Origin of the sequence: Pantoea sp. BL1, from assembly GCF_000963985.1 — a bacterium.
Classification (GTDB): Bacteria; Pseudomonadota; Gammaproteobacteria; order Enterobacterales; family Enterobacteriaceae; genus Pantoea; species Pantoea rwandensis_B.
On sequence record NZ_JZRH01000037.1, the window covers coordinates 1 to 9,501 of the forward strand.

Here is a 9,501-nt window from a genome sequence, read left to right on the forward strand (position 1 = left end):
GGAACTGCCAGGCATCAAATTAAAGTGTGCTGATATGGCTCAGTTGGTAGAGCGCACCCTTGGTAAGGGTGAGGTCCCCAGTTCGACTCTGGGTATCAGCACCAGTTTTAAAGCGTGAGTTCGGTAAATGACAGAATTTGCCTGGCGGCTTTAGCGCGGTGGTCCCACCTGACCCCATGCCGAACTCAGAAGTGAAACGCCGTAGCGCCGATGGTAGTGTGGGGTCTCCCCATGCGAGAGTAGGGAACTGCCAGGCATCAAACACAGAAGCCCTGAACGAAAGTTCAGGGCTTTTTTGTATGTTTAAAACTCGCAACCAGGCTCAAGATTCGCCAAAAACGTCGAAATGAGTTAATGCGAAATAATATTACAGGCATAAAAAAGCCTCTGCCAGATTGTGCAGAGGCTTAAGTAGCTCATTGAATATCAATGGATAACTTGAGAAAGGAAGGCGCGTGTACGTTCTGATTTAGGATTCGCGAAGAACTCCTGCGGCGGCGCTTCTTCAACGATCTCTCCGCGATCCATAAAGATCACCCGGTCCGCCACAGTACGCGCAAAGCCCATCTCGTGCGTCACGCATAACATCGTCATACCATCTTCTGCCAGACCAATCATGGTATCGAGAACCTCTTTCACCATTTCTGGATCGAGTGCTGAGGTTGGTTCATCGAACAGCATGATTTTCGGTTTCATACACAGCGAACGCGCGATCGCCACACGTTGTTGCTGCCCTCCTGACAACTGTCCTGGAAACTTATGGGCATGTTCCGCGATACGCACGCGTTGCAGATAATGCATCGCTAACTCTTCCGCTTCTTTCTTCGGCATCTTACGCACCCAAATCGGTGCCAACGTGCAGTTTTGCAACACAGTAAGATGCGGGAACAGATTGAAATGCTGGAATACCATGCCGACTTCGGTGCGTACACGCTCAATATTGCGCACATCATCGTTAAGATGGATGCCATCTACTACGATGCGGCCTTGTTGATGCTCTTCTAAATGATTGATGCAACGAATAGTCGTCGATTTCCCGGACCCCGAAGGCCCGCAAAGCACAATGCGTTCGCGGGGTTTCACCAGTAAGTTAATATCTTTAAGAACATGGAACTGACCGTACCATTTATTCACGTTTTCGAGCGTAATCATCATGGCGTCAGCCGCATTAGTCATAATTTGTGTCATGTAAAACCTCAGTGCGATTTACGCCCGGTGTGGAAGCGCTTCTCCAGATGCTGGCTATAGCGCGACATGCTAAAACAGAAAATCCAGTAAACCATGGCAGCAAACACATAGCCTTCGGTCGACATACCCAACCAGGTGGGGTCAACGGTGGCTTGCTGCACGCTACTGAAGAGATCGAAGAGGCCGATGATGATCACCAGGCTGGTATCTTTAAACAGTGCGATGATGGTATTCACTAATCCGGGGATGGTCAGCTTGAGTGCCTGCGGCAGAATAACCAGCATCTGCGTTTTCCAGTAGCCGAGTGCCAGTGATTCTGCTGCTTCAGTCTGCCCTTTTGGCAGCGCTTGCAGGCCGCCACGCACCACTTCTGCAACATAAGCGGACTGGAAGAGAATTACCCCAACCAGCGCACGTACCAGCTTGTCAATGGTTGTGCCCTCAGCCATAAACAGCGGCAGCATCACCGATGACATAAACAGCACGGTAATCAAGGGTACACCGCGCCAGAACTCGATGAAAATGACTGACAGGGTGCGAACCACAGGCATTTTTGAACGACGAGCCAGCGCCAGCAGAATCCCCAACGGCAGTGCGCCGGCGATGCCAATTGAGGCAATAATCAGCGTTAGCGTCAGGCCGCCCCACTGGCGGGTTTCCACGCGATCCAGCCCCAGATAGCCGCCATACATCAGCAGCCAGACAACGATCGGGTAGATCACCGCCCAGCAGGCAATATAGCGACCACGGCGTGGCATTGACTTAATGAACATGGGAATAATCGACACTAAGCCAACCACTAACGCCAGATTAATGCGCCAGCGCAGTTCGTGCGGATAAAGTCCATACATAAACTGGCCAAAACGTGCGTGGATGAATACCCAGCATGCGCCTGCTTTGGTGCAGTCTGCACGTGTTTCGCCAATCCAGTTGGCCTGGAAAATCAGCCAATCCAGCGCCGGTGGAATCACACTCCAGATAATCCAGAAGCTGAACAACGTGAGCAGGGTATTCAGCCAGCTGGAGAACAAATTTTTGCGCGCCCACAGCCAGGCTTTCCCTAAGGGATTGCTGGGTGCAGGCGATGTATCGTGTGTGGTAACAGACATAATGATCCCGTTCTCTTATCGCTCAACTAGCGCAATTTTGCGGTTGTAGAGGTTCATCAGCAGTGAAATGAGCAGGCTGATGATCAGATAGACCGCCATGGTGATCGCGATAGTTTCAATCGCCTGGCCAGTTTGGTTCAGCACGGTACCGGCAAACAACGACACCATATCGGGATAGCCAATGGCCGCCGCCAATGATGAGTTCTTAACGATATTGAGATACTGGCTGGTTAACGGTGGGATGATCACGCGCATTGCCTGCGGAATGATGACCTGGCGCATCGTGACAGGATTTGGCAGACCCAGTGAGCGAGCTGCTTCATTCTGACCGTGCGGCACGGACTGAATCCCGGAGCGAATCACTTCCGCAATGAACGATGAGGTATACACAGACAGCGCCACCGTTAAGGCCGCCAGCTCGGGGATCATCACAAAGCCGCCGCGGAAGTTGAATCCGCGCAGTTCTGGCACATCCCAATGCGTTGCGGCACCAAACAATGTGTGTGCAATCAGTGGTAACAGCACAATCAAACCTGCAGCGGCGGGCCACGTGCGGCGTAACTGGCCGGTCTTTAATTGATGCTTACGGTTAAAGCGGAAAAGCGCAACACTGCCGAGAATGGCCAGCGCCAGTGCAATCAGGAATGGCCAGGTGCCCGGCGCATACTCGGGCCACGGAATATACAAACCGCGGTTACTGACAAACGCCAGATCAAACGCATTGAGTGCCTGACGTGGCCCTGGCAGGTTACGCAATACCGCAAAGTACCAGAAAAAGATCTGTAGCAGCGGTGGGATATTACGAAACGTCTCGATGTAGATGGTCGAGAGTTTACGCAGCAGCCAGTTTTCAGACAGGCGTGCGAGCCCCACGGCGAAGCCCAGGATGGAGGCAAATACAATGCAGAGTGCGGAAACCAGCAGGGTGTTGGTCAACCCCACCATAAACACGCGCGCGTAAGTATCGCCTTCGGTGTAATCGATCAGGTGTTGGACGATGCCGAAACCGGCATTGCGCTCAAGAAATCCGAAACCGGACGTGATGCCGCGGTTGGCCAGGTTGATTACTGTGTTGTGGACCAGATATCCCACTACAGCAAGCACGGCCACAATCGCGATGATCTGGTAAAGCCAGGCGCGAACCGTAGGATTACCAAACGAAAAATCCCTCTTTACGGTTGGGCGTTGTGACATGTTGAAACCTCAGTGAAGAAAACGCTTGGGCACCGCAGGGTGCGGTGCCCGACTGGTAGAACAGACTTAGCGCACTGGTGGAGCGTACTGGATGCCGCCCTGGTTCCAGAGTGCATTCTGGCCACGCGCGATTTTCAGTGCGCTGTCTTTACCCACGTTGCGATCGAACACTTCCTGATAGTTACCGACCTGTTTGATGATGTTGTAAGCCCATTTATTATCAAGTTTCAGGTCTTTACCGAAGTCACCTTCTGCACCCAACAGGTGAGCCATATCCGGAGTAGTTGGCTTGGCCGCCATCTGATCAACATTCTTAGAGCTCACGCCCATTTCTTCTGCGTTCAGCATGGCGTAAAGAGACCATTTAACGATGGTGAACCAGTCGTCGTCACCACGACGTACCACTGGACCCAGCGGCTCTTTAGAGATCACTTCTGGCAGCACGATGAAATCGTCTGGCTTGCCGAGTTTCACACGCAGTGCATACAGCTGAGACTGGTCAGAAGAGAGGGTATCGCAGCGGCCACTGTCGAGCGCTTTCGCTGACTCATCAGAGCGGTCGAAGGTCACTGGCGTGTACTGCATTTTGTTGGCTTTGAAGTAGTCAGCCACGTTCAGCTCGGTATCGGTACCGGCCTGAATACAGACGGTGGCACCATCCAGCTCTTTGGCGCTTTTCAGGCCCGCTTTCTTATGGGTCAGGAAGCCGATGCCGTCATAGTAGTTCACACCAGCGAACAAGAAGCCCATGCCACCATCACGTGAAGAGGTCCAGGTGGTATTACGAGACAGGATGTCCACTTCACCAGACTGGAGCGCAGTGAAACGCTCTTTAGCCGTCAGCGGGGTGTATTTCACCTTGCTGGCATCACCAAATACCGCAGCCGCAGCAGCGCGGCAAACATCCACGTCGATTCCGGTAAATTTGCCGCTGGCATCAGCGTAGGAGAAGCCTGGCAGGCCATCGCTGATACCGCACTGTACGAAACCTTTCTTTTTAATGGCATCCAGCGTGGTGCCTGCGTGCGCTTGTTGAGTAACGGCGAACAGCGAGGCTGCAGCGACCAGGGTGGAAAGCATCATCTTTTTCATAAAGCATCCTGTGTGGCGAGATCGTGTGTTGTTATGTTTGCGCGCACTTTAATGTGCGCTTTTTTCTGTCTGAGGCGGTTAGCCATCCACGACTCTGCAAAGGTAATGCCAGGTTTGCAGAATCCTGAATTCACTGGAAAGATCTTTTAATAAAAGGACGCATCCAGAAATTTTGGCTACTATCGCGCACCAAAAGGCTGCATGACGAGACGACGCGATCACAAATAGTGCAAATAGTTTCACTATATGGAAGCAGTGTGAGCCATCACTCAGGATAAAATGTATGCGTTTGCAGGGTTACGGTAGAAACAGTGCAGGATCACTGGGAAAGCGGCATGGCGGGCGTTATGACGCACAAAGCTGGCGCTAAAAAGGGGCAAAAGACGTGCGGTAAGAGAGACAAAATATCACGGATGCAATTGCAACTATCGTTACCATATCCGCGACAATTGTTTCATCCGTTGCTAACGTAGTGAAACTATTGGTGAGGCACAAACAAAAACGCCAACCCGAGGGTTGGCGTTAGCGCAGCAAAGAACAATTAGTTCATGCCGTATTTTTTCAGCTTCTTACGCAGGGTACCACGGTTGATACCCATCATTAGAGCTGCACGGGTCTGGTTGCCACGGGTGTACTGCATCACCATGTCCAACAGAGGCTGCTCAACTTCAGCCAATACCAGCTCATACAGATCACTTACATCCTGACCATTCAGTTGAGCAAAATAGTTCTTCAGTGCCTGTTTTACCGAATCACGAAGTGGCTTTTGCGTCACCTGATCCTGTGAGTTAACGGTAGAAACGGTCAGTACATCAGAATTTACGCGTTGTTCGAACATAGTTCTTTCAGCTCTTTATTTCGTTTACGCAAGATTTTCGAAGTATGCCTCCAACGCCTCCAGCTGTTCGCTGGCATCCTCTATGGCGTTGAATGTGCGCCGAAACTGGTCATCAGGAGCACTTTCCTGCAAATACCAGGAAACGTGTTTACGAGCAATACGGTATCCCTTGCGCTGACCATAAAAGTCGTGCAGTTCCCGTATATGTCCAATCAGCATTTGCTTCACTTCAGCCAGCGGCTTCGGTGCCAGCAGCTCCCCTGTGTCCAGATAATGCTGGATTTCCCGGAAGATCCACGGTCTTCCCTGAGCAGCGCGACCAACCATCAGAGCATCGGCTCCGGTATAGTCGAGCACCGCTCTGGCTTTATGCGGGTCAGTAATGTCACCATTCGCGATAATCGGAATGGAAACGCTCTGCTTAACTGTCCGAATGCTGTCGTATTCAGCGTGCCCCTCAAACAAACAGGCGCGCGTGCGGCCATGAATGGTGAGAGCCTGAATGCCACAGCGTTCAGCCAATTGGGCAATCTCTACACAATTACGATTTTCTTTGTCCCAGCCGGTACGAATCTTCAGCGTAACCGGTACATCAACCGCATTCACTACCGCACGGAGGATGGACTCCACCAGTGACGGATGCTGCAGCAGTGCTGAGCCAGCCATCTTACGATTCACTTTCTTAGCCGGGCAGCCCATGTTGATATCAATAACCTGCGCGCCAGACGCCACATTTATGCGCGCGGCAGCAGCCATCTCATCAGGATCGCAACCGGCAATTTGCACGGCACGGATTCCAGGCTCGTCACTATGCACCATACGCAAACGGGATTTATCACTGGCCCAAACTTCTGGGTTTGATGACAGCATCTCGGAGACAGTCATACCCGCGCCGTTCTCGTAACACAAGGTGCGAAATGGCTTATCGGTAACGCCAGCCATAGGTGCAGCGATGAGTCGATTACGTAGCTGATGGTGTCCAATGCGCATGAAAAAGAAGTGACCCTAACTGTTCGCAAGGCGGCGTATATTACGCATTTTTTAACGAAGATGAAAGGCCAAACTTTGAACAATTCGCCGTCAATCGGCAAGGGAATCGACCTTAACAGCAATGATACAACTAATAATCTATATAATTCAGTATATTAAAAATTTATGATGAAATTGTGAGCAAAAGTTTTTCTTAAATCACGCCCAAAAACACAACATAAAAACCGCCACATTCGGTAATTAGCCAGAGAAATGACGGCGATGTGATTATTAAATGTACTAATTTAGTTGCTTTTAGGTAGCAGATTTGCGGCTTTTCTGCAGAGAGTGAATCCCTTTCACCGTTAGGGTGGCCAGACAGCAAACCGGCCAGCGAAGCCAGCCGGTGATCAAGCTTAGCGACGCACGCCAGTAATACGGCACCACTCCTCTTTTTCCGCCGCCGGATCAAGTTCGAAGCGCTCAACATAGGCTTCGCACACTCCTTCAGCCTGGCTGGCTAGTACGCCCGACAATCCCAGATGTCCGCCCGCTTTTGGCAATACGCTAATCAGCGGCGCCAGTTCACGTAGCGGGCCTGCAAGGATATTGGCGACAACGACATCAGCTTGCAGGTTTTCAGGTTGTTGATGCGGCAGATAGAGCGACAGACGATCAGAAACGCCATTGCGCTCCGCATTGTCACGGCTGGCCTGAATAGCCTGTGGATCAATATCAATCCCGATAGCCTGCGACGCGCCCAGTTTGAGGGCGGCTATAGCGAGAATGCCGGATCCACAGCCAAAATCGATCACGGTTTTGCCTTGAAGATCGAGCCCATCGAGCCAGGTGAGGCAGAGCGAAGTGGTCGGGTGGGTGCCGGTACCAAACGCCAGGCCCGGATCCAGCATCACGTTGACGGCATTCGGATCCGGCACGTCCCGCCAGCTCGGGCAGATCCACAAACGTTCACCGAAACGCATCGGGTGGAAGTTATCCATCCATTCACGTTCCCAGTCTTTATCCTCGATCTGCTCGATCTTGTGATGGAAATGCGATCCCAGCAACGGATGTTGACTCAGCTCTGCCACCACATCGTCCATCTCGGTTTCGGCGTCGAACAGACCAATCACATCCGTATCGCCCCATAAGCGTGTTTCACCCGGCAGCGGTTCGTAAACCGGGTTGTCATGGGTATCCTGGAACGTCACCGAGACGGCGCCCACGTCCATCAGCGCATCGCTGAGCGGCTCGGCATTTTCGCCGGTACTGTTAATTTTGATTTGAATCCAAGGCATAGCGTTTCTCTTTATTTCACTGCAGCGTGACGCGCTTCAGGCGTGCTGCCAAACAAATTACCCACCACGAAGGCCAGCAGGCTTAAGGTCAATGAGGGAACGATAGGGTGGAAGCCCCATAATTCAATGTTCAGGCTGGCGAGTAAGGTATAGCAAGCCGCGCCGACCACCATGCCGCTGATAGCACCTGTCGAATTAGCGCGCTCCCAATACAGTCCTAATACCAGCGGCCAGAGGAACACGGCTTCCAGTCCGCCAAAGGCCAGCAAATTGAGCCAGATAATCATATCCGGTGGATTCCACGCCGCCAGTAACAGCAATATGCCCAGCACGAAAGTGATGGTGCCGGATAGCATCCGCAGGCGCGATTCATTCTCGCTGTGCTGTGGCGCAATACGCAAATAGAGATCTTTGATCAGCGTAGCGGAGGATTGCAGCAGCTGCGCGTTAATCGTCGACATGATAGCTGCCATCGGTGCAGCGAGAAACACGCCGGCGGCCATTGGCGGCAACACGGTGATCATCAGTGTCGGGATCACGCGATCCGGAATAGTGAGATCCGGCAGAATGGCACGACCTAACGCCCCCGCCAGATGCATGCCGAGCATCAGAATCACCACGACAATGGTGCCCAGAATGATGCCGCGATGCATGGCTTTGCTGTCTTTATACGAAATACAACGCACTGCCGTGTGCGGTAAGCCAATCACGCCAAAGCACACCAATACGGCAAAGGAGCTGAGAAAAGTCGAGTTGATGACATTGCCTACGCCTTCCGGGGAGACCAGCTGTGGATCAATAGTGCGCAGCTTGGTCACGGCCGTTTCCAGTCCGCCTGCCTGATGGATCACCGCGAAAAGCAGCAGGAAGGTGCCGATCAGCATCACCAGACCTTGCATCGCATCGTTGAGTACGCTGGCACGGAAGCCGCCAAACGCGGTATACAACGCAATAGTGCCGCCGAAAATCAGCAGGCCGGTGTCGTAGGGAATACCTGCTGCCGTTTCCAGCAGACGCGCGCCACCAATGAACTGCACGGTCATCGCGCCAACAAAGGCCACCAACAAGCTAATACTGGAGAGCCAAATCAGCAGTGTGCTGCCATAACGGCCATACAGCATGTCATTCAATGTCACCGCATTGTAGCGCCGCGCCAGAATGGCAAATTTTTTCCCTAGTACACCGAGCGAGAGCCACACCGCCGGCACCTGAATCATCGCCAGCAATACCCAGCCAAGACCATATTTATAGGCAGCACCCGGCCCGCCAATAAACGAACTGGCACTGATGTAGGTGGTGGTGATAGTCATGGCCAGCACAAAGCCACCCATTGAACGGCTGCCGAGGAAGTATTCGGTGAGGAAATTGCCCTGACGCTGTTTGCGCATCGCAAACACCGACAATCCGGCGATCAGTACCAGATAGGCTAACAAAGGCAGAATGATTTCACTGTCCATCTTGATCCTCCAGCGACATATCGCGATACAACAGGCGAACCATCAACCAGCAAAGGAAAATAAACAGCAGCGGGGCGAAAATGCAGGAGAGCTCAAACCAGTGCGGTAATCCGGTGATTCCGCTCTCATTGCCGCCCAGCCAGGCGCTGAGGCCCCAGACGGCGAGATACGCCAGCGTCAGATAAAATGCCCAGCGCGCCTCTTTGTTCGCTTGTAAAAAACGCCAATCCATTATGCAACCTCAAAGGTAACAAAAATGAAAAAGGCCGGATTAACCGGCCTTTGTTTGCTCTGCGCTGCGATTACTTCTCGTGCAGGCCGAGTTTTTTCTCCAGATAGTGGATGTTGGTGCCACC

9 protein-coding genes, 1 tRNA gene and 1 rRNA gene are annotated in these 9,501 nt (G+C 52.3%); 2 read left to right on the top strand and 9 right to left on the bottom strand.

Annotation, left to right across the window (positions count from 1 at the left end):
* Positions 1-28 precede the first annotated feature (28 nt).
* Positions 29-104, top strand: a tRNA-Thr gene (locus VH86_RS17620).
* Between the two features lie 36 nt (positions 105-140).
* Positions 141-256: ribosomal RNA gene (gene rrf, locus VH86_RS17625) — 5S ribosomal RNA — on the top strand.
* 170 nt (positions 257-426) lie between these two features.
* Here rrf and VH86_RS17630 read toward each other — a convergent pair.
* From VH86_RS17630 to VH86_RS17670, 9 genes are all read right to left on the bottom strand, one after another.
* The gene (locus tag VH86_RS17630; protein WP_034830190.1) at positions 427-1,188 is read right to left on the bottom strand and encodes an amino acid ABC transporter ATP-binding protein; all 762 of its coding nucleotides are present in this window, start codon (positions 1,186-1,188) and stop codon (positions 427-429) included.
* Between the two features lie 8 nt (positions 1,189-1,196).
* Entirely contained in the window at positions 1,197-2,297 is a 1,101-nt protein-coding gene (locus VH86_RS17635) for an amino acid ABC transporter permease (RefSeq protein WP_045833668.1), read from the bottom strand.
* Between the two features lie 15 nt (positions 2,298-2,312).
* Positions 2,313-3,491, bottom strand: a complete 1,179-nt coding sequence (locus VH86_RS17640) for an amino acid ABC transporter permease (protein ID WP_034830186.1) — start codon at positions 3,489-3,491, stop codon at positions 2,313-2,315.
* Positions 3,492-3,557: 66 nt separating this feature from the next.
* Entirely contained in the window at positions 3,558-4,583 is a 1,026-nt protein-coding gene (locus VH86_RS17645) for an amino acid ABC transporter substrate-binding protein (RefSeq protein WP_034830184.1), read from the bottom strand.
* 541 nt (positions 4,584-5,124) lie between these two features.
* On the bottom strand, positions 5,125-5,421 hold the full coding sequence (gene fis / locus VH86_RS17650; protein WP_003855228.1) for a DNA-binding transcriptional regulator Fis: 297 nt from the start codon (positions 5,419-5,421) through the stop codon (positions 5,125-5,127).
* 24 nt (positions 5,422-5,445) lie between these two features.
* A complete protein-coding gene (dusB, locus tag VH86_RS17655; RefSeq protein WP_038644355.1) occupies positions 5,446-6,411 on the bottom strand; it encodes a tRNA dihydrouridine synthase DusB in 966 nt (321 codons plus the stop codon).
* Between the two features lie 395 nt (positions 6,412-6,806).
* On the bottom strand, positions 6,807-7,688 hold the full coding sequence (prmA, locus tag VH86_RS17660; protein WP_045833669.1) for a 50S ribosomal protein L11 methyltransferase: 882 nt from the start codon (positions 7,686-7,688) through the stop codon (positions 6,807-6,809).
* A gap of 11 nt (positions 7,689-7,699) precedes the next feature.
* Positions 7,700-9,145: a sodium/pantothenate symporter gene (gene panF, locus VH86_RS17665; protein ID WP_045833670.1), complete on the bottom strand. Its 1,446-nt coding sequence runs from the start codon at positions 9,143-9,145 to the stop codon at positions 7,700-7,702.
* Positions 9,135-9,377, bottom strand: a complete 243-nt coding sequence (locus VH86_RS17670) for a YhdT family protein (protein WP_045816979.1) — start codon at positions 9,375-9,377, stop codon at positions 9,135-9,137. The genes panF and VH86_RS17670 overlap by 11 nt, the downstream gene beginning before the upstream one ends.
* Positions 9,378-9,501 lie beyond the last annotated feature (124 nt).